Source organism: Methylobacter luteus IMV-B-3098 (assembly GCF_000427625.1).
Lineage (GTDB): Bacteria > Pseudomonadota > Gammaproteobacteria > Methylococcales > Methylomonadaceae > Methylobacter > Methylobacter luteus.
In genome coordinates this window covers 3,727,540-3,754,244 of the sequence record NZ_KE386569.1, presented here as the reverse complement: position 1 = coordinate 3,754,244, position 26,705 = coordinate 3,727,540, and the positions used below count along the sequence as shown (strand labels likewise).

Genomic DNA, 26,705 nt, shown 5'->3' with positions numbered 1-26,705 from the left:
TTTACTACATTATTAAATATTTAAAGCTTGTTTAAGAGCCTCTTCCACATCCCCAGCATCTACCATAGAAGCTGCTTCGCTTTCGACTACCTCGTGCTGAGCAAGCCTATTTTTTCTATTTTCATGATAAGCAAGACCCGTTCCTGCTGGAATTAATCTTCCAACAATGACATTTTCCTTTAAGCCTTGAAGGTTATCACTCAGTCCGCGAACAGCCGCATCAGTCAAGACACGAGTTGTTTCTTGGAAAGAAGCCGCGGAAATAAAGGATTCTGTAGCTAATGAAGCTTTAGTAATACCTAGTAATACCGATTCATAGCTAGCTGGAATTTTTCCTTCAGCTTCCATTTTATCATTCACTTCTCTTAGAACAGCACGCTCAACTTGATCACCTTTCAAGAATTCGGTATCACCTGATGCCGTTATCTCTACCTTTCTAAGCATTTGCCTAATAATAGCTTCAATATGTTTATCGTTAATTTTCACACCTTGTAAGCGATAGACATCCTGAATTTCCTTGACCAGGTAGTTGGCCAACTCTTCAATGCCTCTTAATCTCAAGATGTCATGAGGCGTTAATTCACCTTCAGCAATTGTCTCACCTTTTTCAACATATTCACCTTCGAAAACTGTGATGTGGCGCCATTTTGGTATTAGAGTTTCATACTGCTCACCAGCGGCATCAGTAATAATGACACGCTGCTTGCCTTTTGTTTCCTTCCCAAACGAGATAGTGCCACTAGTCTCTGCAAGAATTGCCGGGTCTTTCGTTTTACGCGCCTCAAACAAGTCGGCCACACGAGGCAAACCACCGGTAATATCTCTAGTTTTACTGGATTCCTGTGGAATCCTAGCTAAAACGTCACCAACTTTTACTTCGCCGCCATCTTTGATACCGACGATTGCTCCTGCAGGCAAGAAATATTGCGCTGGAATTTCAGTACCTGGCAAAAAGATCGCATTTCCATTTTCATCCAGCAACTTCACCATTGGACGTAATTCTTTACCAGCACCACCTCTTTGTTTAGGATCTGTAACTACAAGCGAACTCAGACCGGTTACTTCATCAGATTGTTTTTGTACGGTCACACCATCAACGAAATCGATTAAGCCTACAACACCATCAACTTCGGTAATGACTGGATGCGTATGAGGATCCCACGTAACAATTATGTCACCAGCATTTATTCTGCTACCTTCTTGTATTGAAAGGACCGCACCATAAGGAATTTTATATCGCTCTCTTTCACGGCCATAATCATCAACAACACCCACTTCGCCCGATCTCGATACAGCGACCAAATTGCCTTCTCGGTTAACCACTGATTTCAAATTGCTTAGGCGAACCGTACCAGCTGATTTAACCTGAACATTACTGATGGCTGCAGATCTAGATGCTGCCCCACCGATATGGAAAGTACGCATGGTCAACTGAGTTCCAGGCTCACCAATCGACTGCGCGGCAATAACCCCCACCGCCTCTCCAATATTGACCAAATGACCACGACCTAAGTCGCGCCCATAACAAGCTGCACAAACTCCGTACCTGTTTTCACAAGTAATAATTGACCGCACCAGAACCTGATCAATACTATGATCTTCGAGAATAGAAACCCAGTGTTCATCCAATAATGTACCTTTAGGCACCACGACTTTGTCGCCGCTGGCATCCATAACATCATTGACGACAACTCGACCTAACACCCGCTCTGATAATGGCTCAACAACATCACCCCCTTCAATAATAGGAGTCATGATCAATCCATCAGAAGTGCCACAATCATCACCGGTAATAACTAGATCCTGAGCCACATCCACTAATCTGCGTGTTAAATATCCTGAGTTTGCAGTTTTTAGCGCCGTATCAGCCAGACCTTTACGAGCACCATGAGTAGAAATAAAGTACTGCAATACGTCCAGACCTTCTCTGAAGTTGGCCGTAATAGGAGTTTCAATAATTGACCCATCGGGTTTAGCCATCAATCCACGCATACCTGCTAGCTGCCTAATCTGTGCAGCAGAACCTCTAGCGCCGGACTCCGCCATCATAAAGATGGAATTGAATGATTTTTGTTTTACAGTCTTACCTTCAGCATCGATAACGGATTCTTCACCTAATCCATCCATCATTACCTTAGCAACTTGATCATTAGCGCGAGACCAAATATCAACAACCTTGTTGTAGCGCTCACCGTCGGTTACTAAGCCGGAAGAATACTGGCTTTGAATTTCATTTACTTCAGAATCAGCAATTTTAATAATATCGACTTTTTTAGCCGGTATCGCCATATCCTCAATACCAAAGGATACGCCTGAGATCGTTGCATACCTAAAACCCAAATACATGAGCTGGTCAGCGAGCACAACCGTGTCTTTATTACCTAAAAAACGGTAACTATAGTTGACCAGTCGTGATATGTTTTTCTTCGTCATATCACAATTAACCAACTCATAAGGCATACGATCCGGGACTATTTCCCAGATTAAAGCGCGACCTACAGTTGTCTCAACACGGCGAGTTTTTTCTTCAACTTCGCCTTTCTCATTTTCGACCTTCTCTGTGATGCGTAATTGAATTTTAGACTGTAATTCAACTGTTTTTGCTAGCAGAGCCTTATGAATTTCACCGACACTCCCAAATATGCTGCCATCACCTTTTGCATTGATTTTTTCACGGCTAATATAGTACAAACCCAACACCACGTCCTGAGACGGGTTAATGACCGGCTCGCCGTTAGCTGGTGACAATATGTTATTTGTCGCCATCATTAATGTTCGAGCTTCCAACTGAGCTTCCACCGACAAGGGGATATGCACGGCCATTTGGTCGCCGTCAAAGTCAGCATTAAAGGCGCTACAGACTAGGGGATGCAACTGTATTGCCTTACCTTCAATCAAAATAGGTTCAAACGCCTGAATCCCAAGCCTGTGTAGTGTAGGGGCGCGATTCAATAGAATCGGATGTTCACGAATAACTTCTTCAAGAATATCCCAAACTTCCGTACCTTCTCGCTCAACCATTTTCTTAGCGGCTTTAATGGTTGTAGCAAGGCCTCTGAACTGTAATTTGCTGAATATGAATGGTTTGAATAACTCCAATGCCATCTTTTTCGGCAATCCACATTGGTGCAATCTTAGCGTTGGCCCAACGACAATTACTGAACGTCCTGAGTAATCAACACGTTTACCCAGCAAGTTTTGACGAAAACGTCCCTGCTTGCCTTTAATCATATCTGCCAATGATTTAAGAGGTCTTCTGTTCGTACCAGTAATAGCACGACCGCGACGACCATTATCTAATAAAGCATCAACAGATTCTTGTAACATCCGTTTTTCGTTACGAACGATAATATCCGGCGCGTTTAAGTCTAATAATCGGTTTAAACGATTGTTTCTATTAATAACACGGCGATATAAGTCATTTAAATCTGACGTAGCGAAACGACCACCATCTAGAGGCACCAAAGGACGCAATTCCGGTGGCAATACAGGCAGTACCTGCATAATCATCCATTCAGGACGGTTGCTTGAGCTTAATAATGCGTCTATTACTTTAAGGCGTTTAGAGTATTTTTTGATTTTCGTCTCAGAATTTGTCGAGTTAATTTCTTCGCGAAGAATATTAACTTCTTCCTTCAAATCAATTGCCTTTAACAAATCATAGATTGCTTCAGCACCCATTTTAGCGACAAAATCATCACCGTGCAGTTCAACAGCATCCAGATACTCGTCATCGGTGAGCAATTGCCCTTTCTCTAAAGGCGTCATGCCTGGATCTAAAACAACAAAGGATTCAAAATACAACACGCGCTCAATTTCGCGCAAAGTCATATCTAATAACAACGCTATTCTGGACGGCAGCGATTTTAAAAACCAGATATGTGCAACCGGGCTAGCTAAATCGATATGCCCCATTCTTTCACGACGAACTTTTGACAGCGTAACCTCAACACCACATTTTTCGCAAATAACGCCGCGATGCTTAAGTCTTTTATATTTTCCGCATAAACATTCATAGTCACTGACAGGACCAAAAATTTTTGCGCAAAATAAACCGTCCCGCTCGGGTTTAAACGTACGATAATTGATCGTTTCCGGCTTTTTTACTTCGCCATACGACCAGGAGCGGATCATATCCGGCGACGCTAAACCAATACGAATCGCATCAAAATCATCGGTACGGCCTTGACGCTTTAAGAAATTCATTAAATCTTTCAAGAGTATGTCCTCTTTAAATACTTTCTGGTGTATTCCAGAATAGGCTATCAGTTATTCTCAAATAAGGCGGAGGAAAATTAATCTCGTTCTAATTCTATATTGACAGCCAATGAGCGGATTTCTTTAATTAAAACATTAAATGATTCCGGCATGCCGGCTTCCATTTTATGATCACCGTCGACAATATTCTTATACATTCGAGTCCGACCAGTCACATCATCAGATTTAACTGTTAGCATTTCCTGTAATGTATAAGCCGCACCATAAGCCTCAAGCGCCCAGACTTCCATCTCACCGAAACGTTGACCACCGAATTGCGCTTTTCCTCCCAATGGCTGCTGAGTAACAAGACTGTAAGGTCCTGTTGACCGCGCATGCATTTTGTCATCGACCAAATGGTTCAGTTTCAACATATACATATAACCTACTGTCACTTTCCGTTCAAATGGCTCACCAGTCAAACCATCGTAAAGTATGGTTTGACCATCTTCTGGAAGATCAGCAAGTCTCAGCATAGTACGAATTTCTTCTTCAGTCGCGCCGTCAAATACAGGTGTTGCCATAGGCACACCATCAACTAGATTGGCTGCCATTTCCAGAATTTCTTGATCGGTAAACGAATCCAGATCTTCCTTACGACCGCTACTATTATAAATTTTATCCAGATAGCCTCTGATTTCGGCAATTTTTGCTTTAGCTTCAAGCATTTTACCTATCTTGATACCCAAACCTTTAGCCGCCCATCCCAAATGTGTTTCAAGCACCTGCCCTACGTTCATTCGCGATGGTACACCTAATGGGTTAAGAACGATATCAACCGGGTTACCATCAGCTGTATATGGCATATCTTCAACTGGTCTAATCATGGAAATAACCCCTTTATTTCCGTGCCGACCCGCCATTTTGTCGCCGGGTTGAATTCGTCTTTTAACCGCCAAGTAAACTTTAACCATTTTCAAAACACCAGGCGCCAAATCATCACCCATAGTGATTTTTTTACGCTTGATTTCGAATTTCTCGTCAAAATCCTTTCTTTGCTGCTCGACTTGCTCCGCAACGGCTTCCAGTTGAAGATTAATATCTTCATCCTTCATTCTGATCTTTAACCAATCCGAGTGTTTCATACCATCCAGATAGGCTTGGATTATTTCCGTACCTGCTTTTAACTGAGCTGGACCTGATTGAGCAACCTTGCCGATTAATAATTTAGCTACACGGGCGAATATATCGCCTTCCAGAATCTTGAGCTGATCATCAAGATCTTTTCTATAGCGTTTGATTTCGGCTTCTTCAATATCAAGAGCCCGCTTGTCTTTTTTCACACCATCCCGAGTGAATACCTGGACATCAATAACTGTTCCTTCAATGCTGCCTGGAACGCGCAATGATGTATCTTTTACGTCAGCCGCTTTCTCGCCAAAGATTGCGCGTAACAATTTTTCTTCCGGTGTTAACTGGGTTTCTCCTTTTGGAGTTACTTTGCCCACCAAAATATCACCGCCTTTTACTTCAGCGCCCACATAAACAATTCCAGACTCATCAAGTTTTGATAAGGCTTCTTCACTAACATTCGGAATATCCGCGGTAATTTCTTCAGGACTGTGTTTCGTGTCCCGTGCTACGCAGGTTTTCTCTTCAATATGGATCGTAGTAAAGCGATCTTCTCTAACAACACGCTCAGAAACCAAAATTGAATCTTCAAAGTTGTATCCATTCCATGGCATAAAGGCGACTAGCATATTCTGCCCTAAAGCCAATTCACCAAGATCTGTAGACGGACCATCGGCCAAAATATCTCCTGAATTAACGATGTCGCCCGGTTTCACCAACGGCTTTTGATTAATACAAGTGTTCTGGTTTGATCGAGTATACTTAGTTAGATTATAAATATCGACGCCTGGAGCTCCCGTTTCTGTTTCCGTATCATTTACACGAACCACAATTCGGGCAGCATCAACTGCTTCAATACGGCCGCCTCGTGCAGCTACTACAGTTACACCGGAATCTTTGGCAACAGTTCTTTCCATGCCAGTACCCACTAATGGCTTTTCAGCTCTTAGCGTAGGAACAGCCTGACGCTGCATGTTAGACCCCATCAATGCACGGTTAGCGTCATCGTGCTCAAGGAATGGAATAATAGAGGCTGCAACAGATACAATCTGTTTTGACGATACATCCATATACTGCACTGTATCTGACATCGCCAAAGTAAACTCATCTTTGTGTCGGCAAGACACCAGACCCTCTACCAGTTTTCCAGTTTCATCGACTGCAACACTAGCCTGAGCAATAACAAACTCACCTTCTTCAATAGCTGACAGATAATCAACCTGATCAGTTACTCTGCCGTCGATAACTTTTCTATAGGGTGTTTCTAGAAAACCGTAATTATTGGTTCTCGCATAAACCGACAATGAGTTAATCAAACCAATGTTCGGGCCTTCTGGTGTTTCAATAGGGCAGACGCGACCATAGTGTGTAGTGTGTACGTCACGAACCTCAAAACCAGCACGCTCTCTTGCCAATCCACCGGGACCTAAGGCAGACACGCGGCGTTTATGAGTCACTTGCGATAACGGATTGTTCTGATCCATAAACTGTGACAACTGGCTGGAGCCGAAAAATTCTTTTACTGCCGCCGAAACCGGTTTCGCGTTAATAATTTCCTGCGGCATTAATCCTTCAGAATCGGCTAATGTTAAGCGCTCTTTTACAGCTCTCTCGACTCTAACCAATCCGACACGAAACTGGTTTTCGATCATTTCACCAACAGAACGTACACGTCTGTTGCCTAAATGATCGATATCATCGACATTACCGTTACCATTACGAATATCGATTAGTTCCTTTAGTACATCAATAATGTCTTCTTTAGTTAACGTACCCGGACCTGTTGTTTCTTCCCGACCTAAACGCCGATTAAATTTCATACGGCCAACAGTAGATAAATCGTATCTTTCATCTGTGAAAAACAGATTCTGGAACAAGTTTTCCGCTGCTTCTTTGGTTGGCGGCTCGCCAGGGCGCATCATCCGGTATATTTCTACTAATGCTTCCAATGTGTTGGTGGTCACATCCAATCTCATAGCATTGGAAATATACGGACCTTTATCCAAATCATTTACAAACAGGGTATTAATCTCAGTAATACCACTTTCAATGATTCTATCTATTGATTCTGCTGTCAGTTCGTCATTAACATTGGCAACCAACTCACCAGTTGACTCATCGATCAGGTTTTGCCCCAGTATCTTTCCTACCAGATACTCTTTAGGAACTTCAACCTCTGCCAAGCCAGCTTTATTCATTTCGCGAATATGTTTCGCGGTAATACGGCGCCCTTCCTCAACTAAAACCTGTCCATTGTGCTTAATATCAAACGCAGCAATTTCGCCCCGCATTCTTTCAGGTACGATATGGAATAAGCATTTTCCAGTTCTGAAAGTGAATTTATTGGTCTCGTAGAAGATACTGATCATTTCTTCATTATCGAAACCTAAACCTCTAAGCAGTATGGTAGCAGGAATTTTTCTGCGTCTATCAATCCGAACATAGACACAATCTTTGTGGTCGAATTCAAAATCTAACCAGGAGCCGCGGTAAGGGATGACACGAGCATTAAATAATAGTTTTCCTGACGAATGTGTTTTTCCTTTGTCATGATCAAAGAAAACGCCTGGCGAACGATGTAATTGCGAGACAATAACCCGCTCCGTACCATTAATTACAAATGTTCCATTCTCTGTCATCAAAGGCAACTCGCCCATGTAGACTTCTTGTTCCCGGATATCTTTCACAACCTTGGCGTTAGCTGGGGCATCTTTATCGTAGATAACCAAGCGCACTAACACTCTTAAGGGTGCAGCATAAGTTGCCCCTCGTTGTTGACACTCTCTTACATCAAAAGTGGGCTCTCCCAATCTATATCGCACATATTCCAGCACCGCATATCCAGAATGGCTTTCGATAGGAAATACACTGGAAAATGCTGCATGCAAACCAATATCGGCACGCTTTTCAGGAACTAAGCCTGATTGCAAAAAGCTTGCATAGGAATTGATTTGAGTTGCAAGAAGATAGGGAACCTCAAGTACCTCAGTACCTTTCCCAAAGTTATTTCGAATACGCTTTTTTTCGGTAAAAGAGTAGGACATATCGCTTCCAAACCTTTTCGTCATGAATAATTCTCTACTGTGCATTTATTGCAAACAGTAAAAGGCCGGTGACAAAATTGCCACCAGCCATACTTAAAAGGCGTGAGCCTTGTATTTTTTGAGTCAAAATCTTATTTGATTTCGACAGTAGCGCCCGCTTCTTCAAGCTGTTTTTTGAAATCATCCGCTTCGGCTTTAGAAACACCTTCTTTCAAGGTTGTTGGAACGCCTTCTACAGCGTCTTTTGCTTCTTTCAGACCTAAGCCGGTAATACCACGCACTGCTTTAATTACAGCAACTTTGTTATCACCGAAACCAGTCATGATCACGTCAAATTCGGTTTGCTCTTCTACAGCCGCAACTGCTGCAGCTGGCGCAGCAACTGCTGCAACTGCTGCTGTTACGCCGAATTTCTCTTCCATCGCTGAAATTAAATCAACGATTTCCATAATAGTCATGTTGGAAACTGCATCCAAGATATCTTCGTGTGAAACTGCCATTTAGTATTCCTCTAAAACAATATTTTTTAAACTGGTCTTAAAATAAGCTTACGCTGCTTCTTTCTGGTCTCTGACCGCAGCCAAAGTACGAACAAGTTTCCCGACCGGTGCTTTCATTACAGACATTAGCATTGCAATAGCTTGATCACGTGTCGGCATACTTGCCAAACGCGCCAGTTCGGATGCTCCATAAGCTTGACCATTGATGGCCACGACTTTGGCGATTAACTTATCGTGAGTTTTGGCGAAATCATTAATCAGACGCGCAGCGCATCCCGGATCTTCCATTGAAAATGCAATCAACAAAGGACCTACCAAGCCCTCCTGCATACATTCAAATTCAGTTCCGGCTACAGCTCGTCTCGCCAGCGTATTCTTTACCACACGCAGATAAACACCTGTTTCTCGCGCAGTTTTACGCAGTTCGGTCAATTCCGTAACTGTTAAGCCGCGATATTCTGCTGCTATTGCAGAATGAGCTTTAGCAGCAATTTCAGCAACTTCTTCTACGACAGCTTTTTTGCTATCTAAATTTAGTGCCACAGCTTACCTCCGGTAAGTTCTGGAAAAAATATCCAGAATTAATAAAACGCATCTAAACGATGCCCCTTACGGTCCCTTTCCCCAGTGTTTAGGTTCCAGCTTCCGTCTGCGCAGGAAATATTAAGTTTTACAACCCCTGCGGTCTTTGACGGTTACCGATAAAACGGCAACCCAAAGTTTCTTTTACATATTAATACTGCTTTGGTCCAGCCATAAACCAGGCCCCATGGTTGAAGATAAGGTAATCTTCTTAATATACACACCTTTGGCCGCTGTCGGTTTCGCTTTTTTCAAATCGGATATCAACGCTTCCAAATTGCCTTGAATTGCATCAGCATCAAAGGACACTTTACCTAGAGTACAGTGAATAATACCTGACTTATCTGTACGGTAACGCACTTGGCCTGATTTAGCATTTTTTACCGCAGTAGCCACATCTGGAGTTACAGTGCCAACTTTAGGGTTAGGCATTAAGCCCCTTGGGCCTAAAATTTGGCCTAATTGACCTACAACACGCATAGCATCGGGAGAGGCAATGACCACATCGAAGTTCATTTCTCCTTTTTTAACCAACTCGCCCAAATCATCCATTCCGACAATATCAGCACCGGCTTCTCTTGCAGCATCAGCATTCGGGCCTTGAGCGAATACTGCAACTCTTACAGTTTTACCAGTCCCATTCGGCAGAACAGTTGCACCACGGACATTCTGATCCGATTTACGCGGATCAACTCCCAAGTTAACACTGACATCAACAGCTTCATTAAATTTAGCTGTGCCCAACTCTTTCAATAACTGCACGGCTTCAATGATGGAATATTGCTTAGTTCTATCAACTTTCGATTTGATGAGTTTCGCTTTTTTTGACAACTTAGCCATTATAATCCCTCCACGTTCAGGCCCATGCTACGCGCACTACCAGCAATTGTTTTCACTGCTGCTTCCAAATTCGCTGCATTTAAATCTTCCATTTTCGTTTTAGCAATTTCTTCCAATTGCGCACGGGTTACTGTGCCAACCTTTTTTGTATTCGGATTACTGCTTCCACTTTTTATACCGGTTGCTTTCTTCAGAAGAATTGAAGCAGGAGGTGTTTTTGTAATAAAAGTAAAACTACGGTCACTATAAACAGTAATAACAACAGGCAAAGGCAGACCTTTTTCTGTATCTTGAGTCTTAGCATTAAATGCTTTACAAAACTCCATGATATTGACACCGCGCTGCCCCAAAGCAGGACCAACCGGCGGACTCGGATTTGCCTCACCCGCTTTTACTTGTAACTTAATATAAGCCGTTATTTTTTTTGCCATTTCTTACTCCAATACGGGTTCAAGCGCTTTCCAGCTCCCCTAGACGCAAAAATCCCTGCCTTATTCAGACAGAGATTTCGTAGATACTAACCGCTGATTAGCAATTAGGTTTTTTCAACTTGCCCAAAGTCAAGCTCAACAGAAGTTGAACGACCAAAAATGAGCACCGATATTTTTAATTTACTTTTTTCGTAATTAACTTCTTCAACTACACCATTAAAATCTTTAAATGGTCCATCTATTACTCTAATTACTTCACCGACCTCAAACAGAATTTTCGGACGTGGCTTATTTACACCTTCTTCAACTCTATTGAGAATAGACATTGCTTCTCTTTCTGAGATAGGTGCAGGGCGATCTGAAGTTCCACCTATGAAACCCAATACCCTAGGAACATCTCGCACCAAATGCCAAGTCTCATCGGTCAGCTCCATCTGAACAAGAACATATCCTGGGAAAAATTTTCTTTCGCTTTTGCGTTGCTGCCCCATACGCATTTCAACTACTTCTTCGGTAGGAACTAAAATTTTTCCGAAATACTGCTCTAAACCTTCTCTTTTAATCCGATCCTCTAATGCTTGCTTAACTTTGTTCTCAAAGTTTGAGTATGCATGCACAACATACCAGCGAAGTGCCATTTCTACCCTCCTTGACCAGTTAAAAGACGTACGCCCCAAAACAGAAACATATCCAGCAACCATAAAATCAGACCCACAATAAATACCATTGCAAACACTAACAAGGTAGTACGCATTGTTTCTTCGCGCGTAGGCCAAACAACTTTTCTGACTTCCTGCTTGGATTCTAGCACAAACCCCCAAACGTTTCGTCCCATGTCAGTTGTCAACATAATACCTAATACTATTATGACGATGCCTACTAAACCTAGAACCCGATATAAGAGCTGAACATCTGAAAAATAATAGAATGCAGCCACTCCAGCAGCCACAAAGACAACGGATAAGACCTGCTTTACAACATCAAGGACTGACGTCGTTGCTTCTGCCTGAGTATTCATGTGTTACTTAATTATGGAAATGGATAATATTGATATGTTTCAATCTGAATGGCAGGCCAGGAGGGTCTCGAACCCCCAACCCGCGGTTTTGGAGACCGCTACTCTACCAATTGAGCTACTGACCTATTCAGATAAACTTTAAACAAACTATTATACTATACTAATTTGAACTATTATTCAAGTATTGATGAAACAACGCCTGCACCGACGGTACGACCGCCTTCGCGAATGGCAAAACGCAAGCCTTCTTCCATTGCGATCGGTGAAATCAGCTTGACTTCTACGGCAATATTATCGCCAGGCATGACCATTTCCACACCTTCCGGCAAAGTTACCGCACCAGTCACGTCGGTAGTTCTGAAATAAAACTGAGGACGGTAACCATTAAAGAATGGCGTATGACGACCACCTTCATCCTTCGACAAGACGTAGATTTCTGATTTAAAGTACGAATGTGGCTTGATAGTGCCTTTATGCGCCAATACTTGACCGCGCTCAACTTCGTCTCTTTTGGTACCTCTCAACAGCACGCCAACGTTATCACCCGCCTGCCCTTGATCCAGCAGTTTGCGGAACATCTCAACACCGGTACAAGTAGTGACTACAGTAGGCCGAATACCGACAATCTCAACTTCCTGGCCAACTTTGATAATACCGCGCTCAACACGACCGGTTACTACCGTACCACGGCCTGAGATTGAGAACACATCTTCGATTGGCATCAGGAATGCCCCATCAACTGCTCTTTCGGGCTCAGGAATGTAGCTATCCAACGCTTCTACCAGCCTGACCACAGACGGCACACCAATATCGCTGGTGTCACCCTCCAACGCTTTTAACGCTGAACCGACAATAATTGGCGTTTCGTCTCCGGGGAATTCATACATATCCAACAATTCCCGAATTTCCATTTCAACCAGTTCGATCAATTCCGCGTCATCGACCATATCCGCTTTATTCAGAAAGACCACGATGTAAGGCACACCAACCTGTCTGGACAACAGAATGTGCTCTCTTGTTTGCGGCATTGGACCGTCCGCAGCCGAACAAACCAGAATAGCGCCATCCATCTGCGCTGCACCGGTAATCATGTTTTTTACATAGTCAGCATGGCCTGGGCAGTCCACGTGCGCATAGTGACGTGTTGCTGATTCATATTCTACGTGCGAAGTGGCGATAGTAATACCGCGCGCTCTTTCTTCAGGTGCATTATCAATTTGATCAAAGGCTTTGGCTTCCCCACCTTGCAGTTCAGCCATTACTTTAGTCAATGCGGCTGTCAGTGTCGTTTTGCCATGGTCAACGTGACCGATGGTGCCTACGTTTACGTGTGGCTTACTACGTGTAAATTTTTCTTTAGCCATTTTAATACGCCTTTAACAATCAATATTACAACTGGAGCCCATAACCGGATTTGAACCGGTGACCTCTTCCTTACCAAGGAAGTGCTCTACCTACTGAGCTATATGGGCCTAATACAGAAAATTTGGAGCGGGTGATGGGAATCGAACCCACGTGATCAGCTTGGAAGGCTGGAGTTCTACCATTGAACTACACCCGCAGATTTCTTTTAGTTGATGGTGGAGGGGGGAGGATTCGAACCTCCGAAGGTAGAACCGGCAGATTTACAGTCTGATCCCTTTGGCCGCTCGGGAACCCCTCCGATATCGGATAATTCGACTATTATCTTGAAATGATAATGCCTTGTCAACTTTTTTATTTAATATTTGCTATTTAACACCCATACTTCAAGTATCATTATGAGTGTAATTTATTCATCACAGTCGCCATGTCACCAGCCACCAACCTGTCTATACAAGCAACTCCCGAATCAATGGCTGAATTAATTAATTCCCATTCATCCTTTGAGGGAGACGTCAGCACATAGTCAGCAACGGCCTTCCCTGCAACTGGACGACCAACACCTATTCTTAGTCTGTAAAACTCTCTTGAGCCCAGGTGAGCAATAATATCTTTTAAACCATTATGCCCCGCATGCCCACCACCATTTTTCAGCTTGATGATACCAGCATCAAAATCCAATTCATCATGAACAACCAATATCTCTTCCGGCATTAATTTATAATAACGCACAATCTTACCGACAGATTGCCCACTACGATTCATAAATGTTTCAGGCTTTAATAGCATCACCATTCCAGCGGAGGCATTACAGCCAGAGAGCATACCCTGAAATCTGGACTCACTCACCCAATCACAGCTAAACTTAGACGCCAGCGCATCCAAAAACAAAAACCCGGCATTATGCCGGGTTTTTTCATATTGTCGCCCAGGATTGCCAAGACCAACTATAAGTTTAATCACGTACCGCGCTTTTAAGCCTCTTCCGAAGACGATTCTTCTACACTGGTCCTTGAGGCCATCATTGATACAACTGGCAAATCATGCTCAGGCCCTTGAGCCAAGGCCACAATTTCCACACCAGACGGCAAAATCAGATCAGAAAGATGAACTGATTCACCAATATCCAAACCAGCTAAATTTACTTCAATATATTCTGGCAGAGCCGAAGGCAAGCAAGAGACCTCAACATCAACCAGGGAGTGAGTGGCAACACCACCCTTTTTACCGCCAACAGACGTATCTTCATTGATAAAATGCAAAGGCACATGCACCTTAAGCAACTCAGACATGCTTACACGCTGAAAATCCAAGTGCAAAACCTGAACTCTGGCAGGATGACGCTGAACACCCTTCAAAATAGCTTTTTCTGTTTTTCCATCAACAGTAATATCAAGAACATGAGAATAAACCGCTTCGTGCGCCAAATGCTTAACAACTTCATTGTGACTCAACACTAGCATTTGAGACTCACCATGCCCACCGTATATCACCGCAGGGACCTTACCTTGACGACGCACGCTTCTTGCTGCGTTTTTACCTGATTGCCCACGACTTTCGGCAACAAACTCAAATACGTTAGACATCTTTCCTCTCAACTCCGTGCCTTCAAGCACATACATTAAATTATATCAATCGACATAAAGCGAACTAACCGACTCACCCACCGCTATACGTCTTATAGTCTCAGCCAGCATTTCAGCAACACTTAATTGCCTTATCTTGCCCAAGCTAATTGCCTCTTGACTTAATGGTATAGTATCGGTAACAACCAACTCATCAAGCTCTGAACCATAGAGATTTTGCATGGCCTTACCTGAAAGCACAGCATGTGTACAATAGGCGACCACCTTTATTGCCCCATGCTTTTTTAGCGCATCCGCCGCATGACACAGAGTTCCCGCAGTATCAACTAGATCATCAATTAATACACAGGTACGCCCATTCACATCACCAATAATATGCATAACCTCTGCAACATTGGCCTTCGGCCTGCGTTTATCGATGATTGCAAGATCAGCATCATCCAACCGCTTGGCGAGGGCACGCGCCCTAACTACACCACCTACATCCGGCGAAACAACAATCAGATCTTTATATTTCTGCCGCCACACATCACCAAGAAGAATTGGTGACGAATACACATTATCAACCGGTATGTCAAAAAAACCCTGAATCTGATCAGCATGCAAATCGACAGTTAGCACTCTGCTAGCGCCCGCTTGCTCGATCATTCTGGCAACCAACTTGGCGGTAATAGGCACCCGAGCTGATCGCGATCTTCTATCCTGCCTAGCATAACCATAATATGGCATAACAGCAGTAATCCGTGATGCCGATGCCCTCTTGAGTGCATCAATCATCACGAGCAATTCCATTAAGTTTTCATTTGTAGGCGAACAGGTTGGCTGAATGACAAAAACATCCTTACCCCGTACGTTTTCTTCTATCTCTACCGCGACCTCACCGTCACTAAATCTACCGACGGTCGCCATACCGAGGCGCATATTGAGCTTTCTTACTATACCTTCAGACAAAGCCAGGTTAGCATTTCCAGAAAACACCATCATAGAGGTGTCACTCATTCAAGCACTCCCAAACTGAATTTAACTTAGTGGAGGTAAATGGCTGGGCCGCAAGGATTCGAACCTTGGTATGCGGGGATCAAAACCCCGTGCCTTACCGCTTGGCGACGGCCCAATAATCAAGATATATACTTACCAAACTTCAGCTTTGAAAACAGTGGTGATTCATTGACCCCTTTGGCCAGATAGACCTGCCACTTATTTTTAAGTGACTTATAAGCATCAACCGCAGCACTTTTCGAATCAAACTGCGCAAAAACACAAGCACCTGTCCCGGTCAGCCTTGCCTCAGAAAAACCAGACAAATCAACCAAAGCATCTTTAACAGACTGGTAACGCTCACGAACCACATCAAGACAGTCGTTCTGATGCTGACCCGCTATAAAGTCGCTTATTTTGATTGATTTGCTATTTCTTGTCAAATCTTTTGCCAAAAATATTTCTCTTGTATTTACATGACAATCAGGCTTGATAATAACAACCCATTGCTCTGGAATATCTATTCTCTCAAGCTTTTCACCAACACCTTCTGCCCAAGAAGAGTATCCGCACACAAATATCGGCACATCAGCACCCAAGGCCAGACCGAACTTCATCAATTTTTCAGTTGTTAATCGCAAATCCCATAACTCATTCAGTACGACCAAAGTAGTTGCAGCATCTGAACTTCCTCCGCCTAATCCACCACCCATAGGCAGATTTTTTTCTACCTCAATGCACACCCCATGACTACATCCTGTTTCTGTCTTCAGCAGATTTGCCGCTTTAATGGTTAAATCTTCTGCTTCAGGAACACCGGAAATAGTTCTATACAAACTGACTCGCCCATCATTAACTGGATGAAAGGTTATCCAATCGCATAAATCCACAAATTGAAATACAGTTTGTAGCAAATGATAACCATCTTCCCTTTGACCAATAATGCGTAACATTAAATTTAATTTTGCTGGTGCAGGCCATTTTTCCATCCATGCAGACTGCCTATTTTGCTTTTGCGTCATTTAAATTCCAATGATCTACGATTAACTTTAATTTGACCTGATCATTCATTACTGTGATTTTACGTGGCATAGTTTCATCTTTTGCACGTTGCATTTCTTTGTATTCGCTATGCCACCCAGCCTGCTCAAAACCACTGCTGGTTTCCTCAAACCTTTGGGAAGGTTCGGGCAATCCCACTACCCAATAACGAAGCGAATGAACAGGCACAAACATACCCAGTTGTTGATTAATGAACTCTTCCGGACGCTCAGAAGATTCTATTTTCCCATCTCCACGATCCAAGATAACAAAATCTCCCACCAACCGAATCAACATACCCCCCTGCCCCAATGGTCCGGATAGTTTTATTTTTTCTTCGCCTGGCTCATGCTCCCAACTTATGTTTGCGGACCAAGAATCGTTATGACCGGACACGGCCAAACGCCCATCAAATGCCCATTGTTTCAATTCATAAAGATGCAATCTTTCCGCCCTCGAATAATACCCACTAGGCTCAATAGGAACAACGGAACAGGCTGACAATAATAAGGACAGACAACTATAAATAAACAGCTTTGCTTTAAAACGTGACACAACTATTCCGCACTATTCAGTACTCTCCGTTGAAAATCCAATAAATCTTCATCTTCCGGCGCATCTTTAAGAGCTTTGGCAAATACTTTTCTTGCCTCAGCCTTTCTATTTAAAGCCCATAAGACTTCGGCGAGATGCGCCCCTATCTCGCCTGCCTGTTGTTTAGCATAAGCCTTCTGAAGATAAAGCAATGCCTGCTCGGTATTTCCCAGCTTAAATTGTAGCCATCCATAACTATCCATAATGACCGCCTCATCTGGCTGTAATTTGATTGCCTTCTCCAGATATTTTTCGGCTTCAGCATAACGGTTGGTTTTTTCTACCAAAGTATATCCTAAGGCATTTAACGCCTCGGCATTGTCAGGATCCTGGGCCAATATTTTTTTTAGATCTGCTTCCAATATATCCAGTTTGTTGAGATGCTCAGCCATCAATGCCCGGGTATATAACAATTCTTTCTGCTCAGGCATACCGGCCAATGCCTCTGTCAATAGATTAAATGCTTGTTCATACTGCTTTTGTTGACTATACAACTCAGCCTGAATCAGGATGAGCCGTAGCTTCTGTTTTGGAAACTGACTCTGCAAAGTGCTGAGCCGGGAACTCGCTTCATCAAATTGATTATCTTTTGCAAGCAATGAAATCGCTGAAATCGCTGCATCAAATGCAAACGGCCCGTCCTTTACCTCATCAAACCAAGCCAGAGCCTTTTTTGTATTCTTGCGCTTTTCTTCTATTTTACCCAAGTAAAAGCTGGCTTGAGATTGCCATGCAGGTTGCTCCAGCAGTTTTTTTAAAATATCTTCGGCCTTATTATCTCTACTTAATTGCAAATGCACCAATGCCAAGGCGAACTGACTTTCAGCATCGCTCGGATTAGCGGAAATTATACCCTGATAAACCTCGCCGGCCTCTTCATATCTTTCCGCTTTTATCAAAACCTGAGCCAGCAATCTTTTTATTTTGTCATTTTCCGGATATTTGACAGATGCCTTCTGCAGCAAGGTAACCGCTGTGTTTAAATCCCCTGAAAGCACCGAGATCTGGGCTTGAAAAATCTGCGCCTTATCCCAATCAGGCTGCGCATTCAAAGCCTGCTGTATCTTCATTTTAGCCAGATCACTGTTTTTCATCTGCATGGCTAACAATGATTGTACAAAATAAACTACAGCCTGATCTTGATGATGCAAAGACAATGCATCCAGCACTTCATACAGAAAAGCAACCTTATTCTCCTTTTCCAGCACAGTTGCCAATTCCAGCATGGAGTTTTCGAAACCGGCAGGATCAATTGTCAGCAATTTATCTACATGCTCAATGGCAACTTGCTTATCACCAGTTCTCAACGCGGATAATGCGGCAATTTTTCTGGCCGTCATATTATTAGGATCCTGAGCCAGCCATAAGGAAACGGCCTCGCTAGCCTTATTACTGTCTTTCATGTACATAGCAATTTTTGCTGCTCTTTCAGCAAATCGCGGATCCTTGACCCGCTTGGCGGCTTCCATATAGCCTTCCAATGCAATCTCATACTGCCCCCTTTGTCCGGCAAGCTCTGCCGTCAACAGCATATACAATACATCAGGATCGATCTCCGTTTTTGTATCGCTAGACTGAACTTCTCCCTTTGTTTGGGATATTTTGACAGACTCAACAGGCTCTTCCTGCGAATTTGGCTTGTCTGGCGAGCCAGCACAGCCATTAAGCAAGACCAGAGTTAGCACTGAAAACAATCTAAAAATCACCACGCAATCGTCCTATTTATTACTCAACACATATAAGCTATAGATTATCAGAAAAATCAGTCGATTCGGATAGCTGATTTATTCCATTTGGATAAAGTCGTTATATTTCTTAGAATAAGCCCCCATAATATACTTTGAATTTACCTAAAAGCCATCTGCTCTCAGTAAACATGTATAGCTGTGGACGCGTTGACTACAGCAAAGTTCCTGATCACCTAAGTCGACATCAGGATAAAAAACACTGTATAAAAATATTATTATAGTGCTCTAAAATACATAAACTCTTAACCATCGATACCATGACACTTCTTGCAGTAGGGATTAATTATAATACCGCGCCGGTTTCCATCCGTGAGCGTCTGGCATTCCCTGCCGAAATTCTGGAATCATCGCTACAGGAATTATGGCATCTGAAAGAAATCAGCGAAGCCGCGATTCTTTCAACCTGTAACCGTACCGAGTTTTACTGTGAATCCACCACGGCGAACAAGCAGATTCTGATTGACTGGGTCGCCGAAAGCAGAAATATCAAACCGGCAGAGTTTACGCCTTACCTTTATTGCCATACCGACAGTCAATTGATTCGCCATATGTTTCGGGTCGCATGCGGACTGGATTCAATGATTCTAGGCGAACCCCAAATTCTCGGACAAATGAAAACGGCCTATCAGGCAGCCTACGAAGCTGGAACTTTAGGCAAGCAGTTAGGCAAACTTTTTCAATACACGTTTTCAGCAGCCAAAAAAGTCCGCACCGATACTGCTATAGGCTCCAGCCCGGTATCGGTCGCTTTTGCAGCAGTCCAACTGGCACAGCAAATCTTTGACAAACTCAGCGAGCAGACTGCCTTGCTGATCGGCGCAGGAGAAACTATCGAATTGGCAGCTCGTCATCTGTCGCAACAGGGCATAGGTCGCATTATCGTCGCCAATCGCACATACGATAAAGCCCACACCTTGGCGTCGCAGTTCAACGGCTATGCCATCGCCTTATCCGAATTGCCCATGCATCTGGCCGAAGCCGACATCGTTATCTCATCGACAGCCAGTCAATTGCCGATTCTTGGCAAAGGTCGTGTTGAAAGTGCCATTAAAAAACGTAAACACAAACCGATATTCATGGTAGATCTGGCCGTGCCGCGCGATATCGAAGCTGAAGTCGAACAGCTCAGAGATGTGTATCTTTATACGATTGACGACCTGCAAAATACTATCGACCAGAACATGAATTCGCGCCGTCAGGCCGCGGAACAGGCAGAAGAAATTATCGATACGCAGGTTGGCCATTTCCTGGCCTGGTTACGCTCTCAAGGCGCACAATCAACTATCCGGGATTATCGTTATCAAGCGGAAGAAATGCGCAATGAAGCTTTGCAAAAAGCACTGGCATTATTAAAGAACGGCGCCTCGCCTGAAGAAGCCCTGACCAGGCTCGCTCACAGCCTTACCAATAAACTGATACATACGCCCAGTATACAAATTAGAGAAGCCGGTGAGAACGAGAGGCATGATCTGATTGCCGCAGCCCGCGAAATTTTTAAATTAAAACAACCCCAATGAAACCATCCATACAACATAAACTCGAAAATTTGAGCGAACGCTACGACGAGATCGCGGCGTTGCTTTCCGAACCCGAAGTTCAAGGCAATCAAAATAAATTTCGTTCACTGAGCCAGGAGTACGCCCAAATCAATCCGATCGTGGACTGCTACAAGCGCTATCAAAAAGCGCTAGAAGCGCTAGCCTCTGCTAAGGAAATGGCCAACGACAGCGACTTGGAATTGCGTGAAATGGCCAGGGAAGAAGTTACCGAAGCGGAAAATCAAATAGAAAATCTGGAACATGAGTTGCAAATTCTGTTGCTCCCCAAAGATCCTAACGATAACCGCAATATTTTTCTGGAAGTCCGGGCTGGGACTGGCGGCGATGAAGCGGCCATTTTCTCGGGCGATCTGGCTCGCATGTATCAGCGCTACGCTGAAAGAAAAGGCTGGAGGACCGAAATCATCAGTGAGAGTCCCGGCGACCACGGCGGTTACAAGGAAATCATTCTGCGCGTTTCCGGGCAGGACGTTTATTCCCAATTAAAATTCGAATCTGGCGCGCACCGCGTACAGCGAGTGCCTGAAACCGAATCGCAAGGCCGCATCCACACTTCCGCCTGCACTATCGCCGTGATGCCCGAAGTCGAGGAAATTGATGCCTTTGACATCAACCCGGCCGACCTACGGGTCGACACGTTTCGCGCCTCAGGCGCCGGCGGCCAGCATGTTAACCGTACCGAGTCGGCTATACGCATTACACATATTCCCTCCGGCGTCGTGGTCGAATGCCAGGACGAACGTTCGCAGCACAAAAACCGCGCCCGAGCCATGTCGTTGCTGCAATCGCGTTTATTAGCCGCCGAACAAGAAAAACACCATGCCGAGCAGGCGGCAACGCGTAAACTGCAGGTCGGCAGCGGCGACCGTTCCGAACGCATCCGAACCTATAACTATCCGCAAGGCCGACTAACTGACCATAGGATCAATTTGACGCTCTATAAACTTGACGACATCATGGCGGGCAGTCTAGAACAAGTCATTCAGCCGCTGATCAGCGAACACCAGGCGGAACTGCTGACTCAACTGGGCGAAGACTAAGCCGAATGCACCACAGCATTAAATCCGTGCTGGCAGAATCAGCCGACGCACTGGCATCCATCTCCGACTCCCCCTTGCTGGATGCCGAGGTTTTATTATGCCTGGTTCTACACAAAGGACGCTCCTATCTGCGCGCCTGGCCCGATAACTTACTGGAGCCTGAACAACTGGAACAATTCTGGGCATTGGTTGAAGAACGGCAAAAAGGCGTGCCTGTTGCCTATCTTACTGGTTATCGGGAGTTCTGGTCGCGTGATTTCCATGTCACGCCGGACGTGCTGATTCCGCGCCCGGATACCGAACTGCTCATTGAACTCGGCTTGAAACTGATACCGGCCAATGAACCCGTCAAGCTTATAGATTTAGGCACCGGCTCCGGCATTATCGCCATCACGTTGGCCGCCGAGCGTCCTCTCGCTCAAGTCATAGCCACCGACTTCAGCCCATTAGCACTGGAAATAGCAAAGCATAATGCCCGGCATCATCACATCACCAACATCCGCTTTTACCAGAGCAACTGGTTTGACGATGTGCCCGACGCTCAATTCGATTTGGTAATCAGCAATCCACCCTATATTGCCGAAGACGATAGCCATCTACAGGAAGGCGACGTCCGGTTTGAACCGCAAACCGCCTTGGTCGCCGCCCAGCAAGGCCTTAGAGACATACAGATCATAGCGGACACCACGCGTAGCCGCCTGAAATCAAAGGGGCATTTACTCATCGAACATGGCTACGACCAGCAGCATCAGGTACAAACAATCTTTAAAAACCTGCGCTATGATAAAGTGAGAACTTATCAGGATTTATCAGGACAGCCGCGTGTCACATACGGCCAGTGGAATCAATAGAAACCCGTCGATTTTAACTTTTACTTTCTTACCTTAAATTATGACCCAAGAAGAAATTCATATTTCGCGGAAAATTACTAATCAGTTATTGCATCTCGCGCAACAATCTCCCGACCAGGAAGTCTGCGGTCTTATTGGCGGTAAAAACGGCCTGCCGACTCGTTGCTATCCGATAAACAACATCGCAGAAAAGCCCGGGCAGCGCTTTCAGCTAGATCCATCGCAACAAATCGCCGCCATGGCCAATATGCGTGATCAAGGTGAAGAGCTTTTCGCCATTTATCATTCGCACCCGACCGCGCCGGCCGAACCGTCTGCCATCGATCTGGAATTGGCCGCTTACCCGGACGCGCTATACCTGATCATTTCATTGAACACGAAAGGCATTCTAGAAATGCGCGGCTTCAGGATAGAACAAAAAACCGCCCGAGAGATCGCGTTGGCGTTGAGCGAAGACTAGAACTTGCTCAAAGCCATACGCATTCTGATTTTGCTGCTGATATTGGCAACAGTGGCTTTTTATGCCAAGACTCAAAAGCTGAAATCCAGATCATGGTCCACGCCGATGGATGTCGTCATTTACCGTATCAATGGCGATAATAACAGCCCCATCGTCAACGATTACATCAATGAACTCGATGACAGCGTCTTTACGCCGGTAGACCAGTTTATTGAAAAACAAAGTCAAAAATACAACCTCATTACCAGCCACCCTACCCGGACACATCTGGGGCCGGTCATTTCGGCTCAGCCGCCTGAATCGCCGCCGCCCAACTCAAACTATGCGACGATTATCTGGTGGGGACTTAAATTTCGTTACTGGGCCTATAAAAACACACCGGATTCGGATTCCAATCTGCACCGCATCCGGGTCTTTGTTCATTATCATGAAGCGACTAAAGGCCGGCATCTACAGCATTCACTGGGTCTGGATAAAGGCCTGCTGGCGGTCGTGCATGCGTTTGCCTCAATTGATCAGGACCAGCAGAATAATATCGTCATTGCCCATGAATTACTGCATACGGTTGGAGCCACAGACAAATACGCGGCAGACAATGAACCGATTTTCCCGATAGGCTATGCCGATCCTACGCGGTCCCCTTTGTATCCGCAGAACAAGGCTGAAATTATGACTGCCCGCATTCCGCTGTCAGCCACCTCATCGCGGATGGCTGATAGTCTGGACCAATGTATTATAGGCGAACAGACCGCCAGAGAGATTAACTGGCTTCCGGCCGATTGAACCAGTACCGGAAAAACCGGGCACGACTGTTTAGTACAGGTGCCCGACACGCCATACGGTCAAGCTTATTTCAACTTATCCTTCAGCATTTTATTGACTTCGCCGGGATTGGCCTTGCCCTGCATTTCTTTCATGACCTGCCCGACAAAAAAACCAAATACCTTGTCTTTACCGCTACGGTATTGCTCAACCTGACCCGGATTATCAGCGATGATTTTATCGATGATGGCTTCTATCGCGCCGGTATCGGTAATCTGCTTTAAGCCCTTGGCTTCGATAATCTCATCGGCTGAAGCCGTGCCCTGCCACATCTCCTCAAACACCTGCTTGGCGATTTTTCCCGAAATGGTATCGTCGCTGATGCGTGCCAGCAACCCAGCCAGGCGTTCGTGACTGACCGGCGAATCGCTAATTTCCAATCCGGACCGGTTAAGCGCGGCCAAGAGATCGCCCGTTACCCAGTTGGCGCAGATTCTTGCTTCGCAAGCCGATTCTTTCACGACAATCTCGAAATAATCGGCCAGCGGACGAGAAGAAGTCAGGATTGCAGTGCTTTCTTCATCCAATCCGTACTGCTCCTTGAAGCGCTGCTTTTTCGCATCCGGCAATTCGGGCATTGTAGTCTTTACTTGCGCTTTAAATGCCTCATCGACAACCACGGGCAACAGATCGGGATCGGGAAAATACCGGTAATCGTTGGCTTCTTCCTTGCTGCGCATGGAGCGGGTTTGGTCCTTGGCGGCATCGTAAAGCCGCGTTTCCTGAACTACCGCGCCGCCGCTCTCGATCAGGTCGATCTGGCGCTCAATTTCATAATTGATGGCCTTCTCGACGAATTTGAACGAGTTGATGTTTTTGATTTCGGCGCGCGTACCGAAAGCTTGCTGGCCTTTTGGGCGCACTGACACGTTGGCGTCACAGCGGAATGAGCCTTCCTGCATGTTGCCGTCGCAAATGCCCAAGTAGCGCACCAGCTCATGCAGCTTTCTCATGTAAGCGACTGCTTCTTTCGCCGAACGCATATCCGGCTCGGACACGATTTCCAACAGCGGCGTGCCGGCACGGTTTAAGTCGATGCCGGTCAAGCCATGAAAATCCTCATGCAGCGATTTGCCGGCATCTTCCTCAAGATGCGCGCGCGTCACGCCTATGCGCTTTTTGACGCCGTCCACGTCAATATCAAGATGACCAAGACCTACGATAGGCAATTCAAACTGGCTGATTTGATAGCCTTTGGGTAGATCTGGATAAAAATAGTTTTTCCTGGCGAAAATCGAATACGGCGCAATCTCCGCCTCAATAGCCAGACCAAACAGTACGGCCATACGCACGGCTTCTTCGTTCAGGACCGGCAAGACGCCCGGCAGACCCAGATCGACCGCACAAGCCTGCGTATTCGGCTCTGCTCCATAAGCGGTCGAGGCGCCGGAAAAAATTTTAGATTTCGTGGCGAGTTGGGTATGAATTTCCAACCCGATCACTGCTTCCCATTCCATGATTTGCTCCTTTACTCAAAACCTTTAGGACTTTGTTGATGCCAGTCGGTAATCTGCTGATATTGATGGGCAATATTCAACAGCCGGTCTTCGGCGAAGTAATTGCCGATGATCTGCAGGCCCACCGGTTTGCCGCCGACGATACCAGCCGGTACGGACATGGCCGGCAGTCCGGCAAGATTGATGGCGATGGTATAGATATCGGATAAATACATCTCTATCGGGTTGCCGATTTTCTCGCCTATGCCGAAAGCGGTAGACGGTGCTACCGGTCCCATAATCACATCGACTTCCGACAAGGCCTTTTTAAAGTCCTCGCTGATCAGGCGGCGAACTTTTTGCGCCTTGATATAGTAGGCATCATAATAACCGGCCGATAAGGCATACGTTCCCATCAGAATCCGGCGCTTGACCTCCTTGCCGAACCCTTCGCCGCGCGAGCGGACATAGAGATCCGTCAGATCTACCGGATTAGCGCAGCGGTAGCCATAACGCACGCCATCAAAGCGGGACAGATTGGCCGAACACTCGGCCGGCGCAATGACGTAGTAAGCCGGAATGGCCAGTTTCAGATTAGGCATCGAAACTTCCTTGATGTGCGCGCCCAGTTTCCGATATTCATTAACGGCCGATTCAATAACGGCGGCAACGTCGCTGTTGAGGCCGTCGCCGAAGAACTCTTTCGGCAGCCCGATTTTGAGCCCTTCAATAGGATTATTCAGCCCAGCCCTATAATCAGGCACCGGCAGATCGACACTGGTTGAATCTCTCTCATCGAATCCCGCCATTACCTGCAGCATAATCGCCGCATCCTCGGCGCTATGTGCCATAGGCCCGCCCTGATCCAGGCTGGAAGCATAAGCGATCATGCCATAGCGCGATACGCGTCCGTAAGTCGGTTTCAAACCGGTGATGCCGCAGTGTGCTGCTGGCTGGCGGATTGAGCCGCCAGTATCCGTTCCGGTCGCGCAGACGGTCAATCCGGCCGCTACGGCTGCGGCCGAACCGCCTGATGAGCCACCCGGAATGGCATTGAGATCCCAGGGATTTCTAACGGCACCGTAATAACTGGTTTCGTTTGACGAGCCCATGGCGAATTCATCCATATTGAGCTTGCCCAGCATCACGGCTCCGGCCTGGTTAAATTTATCCACGACCGTGGCGTTATAAGGCGCGATAAAGTTGTCGAGCATTTTGGAACCGCAGGTGGTTTTCACGCCCTGCGTGCAAAAAATGTCTTTCTGCGCAACCGGTATGCCAGTCAACAGCGTGGCATCGCCTTCGGCAATCCTGTCATCGGCCGCCTTGGCTTCCTGTAAGGCTAGATCTTCGGTGACCGTAACATAACAGTTAAGCGAACTGTGCCGCTTGATTCTGTCCAAAAACGCCTGAGTCAGCTCGACGCTTGAAAATTCGCCTGAGCGCAGGCCCCTGGCTAGCTCTGCAATTGATTTATTGTGCATG

The 26,705-nt window shown here is 45.5% G+C and carries 22 protein-coding genes and 5 tRNA genes; 5 read left to right on the top strand and 22 right to left on the bottom strand.

What is annotated here, in order from left to right; translation table 11 throughout:
* Positions 1–12 precede the first annotated feature (12 nt).
* From rpoC to METLU_RS0119775, 20 genes are all read right to left on the bottom strand, one after another.
* Entirely contained in the window at positions 13–4,206 is a 4,194-nt protein-coding gene (gene rpoC, locus METLU_RS0119870) for a DNA-directed RNA polymerase subunit beta' (protein WP_027159762.1), read from the bottom strand.
* 89 nt (positions 4,207–4,295) lie between these two features.
* On the bottom strand, positions 4,296–8,372 hold the full coding sequence (gene rpoB / locus METLU_RS0119865) for a DNA-directed RNA polymerase subunit beta (protein ID WP_027159761.1): 4,077 nt from the start codon (positions 8,370–8,372) through the stop codon (positions 4,296–4,298).
* 131 nt (positions 8,373–8,503) lie between these two features.
* Complete coding sequence (rplL, locus tag METLU_RS0119860; protein ID WP_027159760.1) at positions 8,504–8,872, bottom strand: 50S ribosomal protein L7/L12; 369 nt, start codon at positions 8,870–8,872, stop codon at positions 8,504–8,506.
* Between the two features lie 48 nt (positions 8,873–8,920).
* Positions 8,921–9,415, bottom strand: a complete 495-nt coding sequence (rplJ, locus tag METLU_RS0119855; protein ID WP_027159759.1) for a 50S ribosomal protein L10 — start codon at positions 9,413–9,415, stop codon at positions 8,921–8,923.
* A gap of 183 nt (positions 9,416–9,598) precedes the next feature.
* Positions 9,599–10,294, bottom strand: coding sequence for a 50S ribosomal protein L1 (rplA, locus tag METLU_RS0119850; RefSeq protein ID WP_027159758.1), 696 nt, complete (start codon positions 10,292–10,294; stop codon positions 9,599–9,601).
* On the bottom strand, positions 10,294–10,725 hold the full coding sequence (gene rplK / locus METLU_RS0119845) for a 50S ribosomal protein L11 (protein WP_027159757.1): 432 nt from the start codon (positions 10,723–10,725) through the stop codon (positions 10,294–10,296). Before rplK ends, rplA begins: the two co-directional genes overlap by 1 nt.
* Before the next feature lie 104 nt (positions 10,726–10,829).
* Complete coding sequence (gene nusG, locus METLU_RS0119840) at positions 10,830–11,363, bottom strand: transcription termination/antitermination protein NusG (protein WP_027159756.1); 534 nt, start codon at positions 11,361–11,363, stop codon at positions 10,830–10,832.
* 2 nt (positions 11,364–11,365) lie between these two features.
* Entirely contained in the window at positions 11,366–11,743 is a 378-nt protein-coding gene (gene secE / locus METLU_RS0119835; RefSeq protein ID WP_027159755.1) for a preprotein translocase subunit SecE, read from the bottom strand.
* Positions 11,744–11,792: 49 nt separating this feature from the next.
* A tRNA-Trp gene (locus tag METLU_RS0119830) sits at positions 11,793–11,868 on the bottom strand.
* Positions 11,869–11,916: 48 nt separating this feature from the next.
* Positions 11,917–13,107 carry an elongation factor Tu gene (tuf, locus tag METLU_RS0119825; RefSeq protein WP_027159754.1) on the bottom strand — a complete coding sequence of 397 codons (1,191 nt, stop codon included), beginning with the start codon at positions 13,105–13,107 and terminating at the stop codon, positions 11,917–11,919.
* Positions 13,108–13,139: 32 nt separating this feature from the next.
* Positions 13,140–13,215 (bottom strand) — tRNA-Thr (locus METLU_RS0119820).
* A gap of 15 nt (positions 13,216–13,230) precedes the next feature.
* A tRNA-Gly gene (locus tag METLU_RS0119815) sits at positions 13,231–13,304 on the bottom strand.
* 17 nt (positions 13,305–13,321) lie between these two features.
* Positions 13,322–13,406: transfer RNA gene (locus tag METLU_RS0119810), tRNA-Tyr, on the bottom strand.
* 95 nt (positions 13,407–13,501) lie between these two features.
* Positions 13,502–14,068: an aminoacyl-tRNA hydrolase gene (pth, locus tag METLU_RS0119805; protein ID WP_027159753.1), complete on the bottom strand. Its 567-nt coding sequence runs from the start codon at positions 14,066–14,068 to the stop codon at positions 13,502–13,504.
* Between the two features lie 11 nt (positions 14,069–14,079).
* Entirely contained in the window at positions 14,080–14,691 is a 612-nt protein-coding gene (locus tag METLU_RS0119800) for a 50S ribosomal protein L25/general stress protein Ctc (protein WP_027159752.1), read from the bottom strand.
* A 45-nt stretch (positions 14,692–14,736) separates the two neighbouring features.
* A complete protein-coding gene (locus tag METLU_RS0119795; protein WP_027159751.1) occupies positions 14,737–15,690 on the bottom strand; it encodes a ribose-phosphate diphosphokinase in 954 nt (317 codons plus the stop codon).
* Between the two features lie 40 nt (positions 15,691–15,730).
* Positions 15,731–15,805, bottom strand: a tRNA-Gln gene (locus METLU_RS0119790).
* 4 nt (positions 15,806–15,809) lie between these two features.
* Positions 15,810–16,691, bottom strand: coding sequence for a 4-(cytidine 5'-diphospho)-2-C-methyl-D-erythritol kinase (ispE, locus tag METLU_RS0119785; RefSeq protein WP_027159750.1), 882 nt, complete (start codon positions 16,689–16,691; stop codon positions 15,810–15,812).
* Entirely contained in the window at positions 16,672–17,265 is a 594-nt protein-coding gene (gene lolB / locus METLU_RS0119780) for a lipoprotein insertase outer membrane protein LolB (RefSeq protein WP_027159749.1), read from the bottom strand. The genes ispE and lolB overlap by 20 nt, the downstream gene beginning before the upstream one ends.
* Positions 17,266–17,267: 2 nt before the next feature.
* A complete protein-coding gene (locus METLU_RS0119775) occupies positions 17,268–19,013 on the bottom strand; it encodes a tetratricopeptide repeat protein (protein WP_027159748.1) in 1,746 nt (581 codons plus the stop codon).
* 296 nt (positions 19,014–19,309) lie between these two features.
* Between METLU_RS0119775 and hemA the strand changes: the two genes are divergently transcribed.
* From hemA to METLU_RS0119750, 5 genes are read left to right on the top strand one after another with little or no spacing between them, the layout of a single operon-like run.
* Positions 19,310–20,569, top strand: coding sequence for a glutamyl-tRNA reductase (hemA, locus tag METLU_RS0119770; RefSeq protein WP_027159747.1), 1,260 nt, complete (start codon positions 19,310–19,312; stop codon positions 20,567–20,569).
* On the top strand, positions 20,566–21,651 hold the full coding sequence (prfA, locus tag METLU_RS0119765; protein WP_027159746.1) for a peptide chain release factor 1: 1,086 nt from the start codon (positions 20,566–20,568) through the stop codon (positions 21,649–21,651). The genes hemA and prfA overlap by 4 nt, the downstream gene beginning before the upstream one ends.
* A gap of 5 nt (positions 21,652–21,656) precedes the next feature.
* Positions 21,657–22,502 (top strand): peptide chain release factor N(5)-glutamine methyltransferase, encoded by an 846-nt coding sequence (gene prmC / locus METLU_RS0119760; protein WP_027159745.1) that lies wholly within the window; start codon positions 21,657–21,659, stop codon positions 22,500–22,502.
* A 40-nt stretch (positions 22,503–22,542) separates the two neighbouring features.
* Positions 22,543–22,962 (top strand): M67 family metallopeptidase, encoded by a 420-nt coding sequence (locus tag METLU_RS0119755; protein WP_027159744.1) that lies wholly within the window; start codon positions 22,543–22,545, stop codon positions 22,960–22,962.
* A 3-nt stretch (positions 22,963–22,965) separates the two neighbouring features.
* A complete protein-coding gene (locus tag METLU_RS0119750; RefSeq protein ID WP_027159743.1) occupies positions 22,966–23,745 on the top strand; it encodes a hypothetical protein in 780 nt (259 codons plus the stop codon).
* 65 nt (positions 23,746–23,810) lie between these two features.
* Here METLU_RS0119750 and gatB read toward each other — a convergent pair whose 3' ends face one another.
* Entirely contained in the window at positions 23,811–25,241 is a 1,431-nt protein-coding gene (gatB, locus tag METLU_RS0119745) for an Asp-tRNA(Asn)/Glu-tRNA(Gln) amidotransferase subunit GatB (protein ID WP_027159742.1), read from the bottom strand.
* Positions 25,242–25,252: 11 nt separating this feature from the next.
* A complete protein-coding gene (gene gatA / locus METLU_RS0119740) occupies positions 25,253–26,704 on the bottom strand; it encodes an Asp-tRNA(Asn)/Glu-tRNA(Gln) amidotransferase subunit GatA (protein ID WP_027159741.1) in 1,452 nt (483 codons plus the stop codon).
* Position 26,705 lies beyond the last annotated feature (1 nt).

What these genes read in the sequence shown, in the direction of transcription:
- METLU_RS0119795 (WP_027159751.1), bottom strand. Translation starts at nt 15,690, where the DNA reads ATGAGTGACACCTCTATGATGGTGTTTTCTGGAAATGCTAACCTGGCT.
- gatB (WP_027159742.1), bottom strand. Translation starts at nt 25,241, where the DNA reads ATGGAATGGGAAGCAGTGATCGGGTTGGAAATTCATACCCAACTCGCC.
- rplA (WP_027159758.1), bottom strand. Translation starts at nt 10,294, where the DNA reads ATGGCTAAGTTGTCAAAAAAAGCGAAACTCATCAAATCGAAAGTTGAT.
- rpoC (WP_027159762.1), bottom strand. Translation starts at nt 4,206, where the DNA reads ATGAATTTCTTAAAGCGTCAAGGCCGTACCGATGATTTTGATGCGATT.
- METLU_RS0119755 (WP_027159744.1), top strand. Translation starts at nt 22,543, where the DNA reads ATGACCCAAGAAGAAATTCATATTTCGCGGAAAATTACTAATCAGTTA.
- METLU_RS0119800 (WP_027159752.1), bottom strand. Translation starts at nt 14,691, where the DNA reads ATGTCTAACGTATTTGAGTTTGTTGCCGAAAGTCGTGGGCAATCAGGT.
- nusG (WP_027159756.1), bottom strand. Translation starts at nt 11,363, where the DNA reads ATGGCACTTCGCTGGTATGTTGTGCATGCATACTCAAACTTTGAGAAC.
- prmC (WP_027159745.1), top strand. Translation starts at nt 21,657, where the DNA reads ATGCACCACAGCATTAAATCCGTGCTGGCAGAATCAGCCGACGCACTG.
- secE (WP_027159755.1), bottom strand. Translation starts at nt 11,743, where the DNA reads ATGAATACTCAGGCAGAAGCAACGACGTCAGTCCTTGATGTTGTAAAG.
- prfA (WP_027159746.1), top strand. Translation starts at nt 20,566, where the DNA reads ATGAAACCATCCATACAACATAAACTCGAAAATTTGAGCGAACGCTAC.
- rplL (WP_027159760.1), bottom strand. Translation starts at nt 8,872, where the DNA reads ATGGCAGTTTCACACGAAGATATCTTGGATGCAGTTTCCAACATGACT.
- ispE (WP_027159750.1), bottom strand. Translation starts at nt 16,691, where the DNA reads ATGACGCAAAAGCAAAATAGGCAGTCTGCATGGATGGAAAAATGGCCT.
- rpoB (WP_027159761.1), bottom strand. Translation starts at nt 8,372, where the DNA reads ATGTCCTACTCTTTTACCGAAAAAAAGCGTATTCGAAATAACTTTGGG.
- rplK (WP_027159757.1), bottom strand. Translation starts at nt 10,725, where the DNA reads ATGGCAAAAAAAATAACGGCTTATATTAAGTTACAAGTAAAAGCGGGT.
- gatA (WP_027159741.1), bottom strand. Translation starts at nt 26,704, where the DNA reads ATGCACAATAAATCAATTGCAGAGCTAGCCAGGGGCCTGCGCTCAGGC.
- hemA (WP_027159747.1), top strand. Translation starts at nt 19,310, where the DNA reads ATGACACTTCTTGCAGTAGGGATTAATTATAATACCGCGCCGGTTTCC.
- tuf (WP_027159754.1), bottom strand. Translation starts at nt 13,107, where the DNA reads ATGGCTAAAGAAAAATTTACACGTAGTAAGCCACACGTAAACGTAGGC.